The organism is Bacillus sp. AFS055030 (genome assembly GCF_002574545.1).
In the GTDB taxonomy this organism is placed as follows: Bacteria; Bacillota; Bacilli; order Bacillales; family Bacillaceae_G; genus Gottfriedia.
In genome coordinates, this window is the sequence record NZ_NUGT01000074.1 from 1 (window position 1) to 329 (window position 329).

Annotated in this window: 1 protein-coding gene; it reads right to left on the reverse strand. The window is 62.6% G+C overall.

The window, feature by feature from the left end:
• Positions 1 to 329: OmpA family protein (locus CN925_RS16020; RefSeq protein ID WP_218937234.1), on the reverse strand; the 329-nt coding region annotated here is incomplete at both ends.

A 329-nucleotide genomic window follows, 5' to 3' on the forward strand; every position in this document is an offset into this window, starting at 1 on the left:
GATTGTGATCGCGGTTGCCGGTGTTGTCGGTGTGCCCTTCGATGGAGAGACGCAATTGCGGGTCTTGCTGCAGTAGACGCTCCACCTGTCGCAGCTGCGGCTCGGAATCGGGGAGGATCTGCGCGGCGTCTACGGCGAAGTTCACCTGGATCGCGGCCTTGCCTTGGGTGTCCAGCGCCTGCTTCAACGCTTCGGCAGGCAGCGCTTTCGCGGTGGCCTGGAAAGGCTTGGTTTCGGCAATGATCCATCCAGCCTCGTTGCCCCCGGCGCAGACATGGATCCAGATATCCCGGTCCTCGCGATGGATGACGTAGGTATCCGCTGGCTCG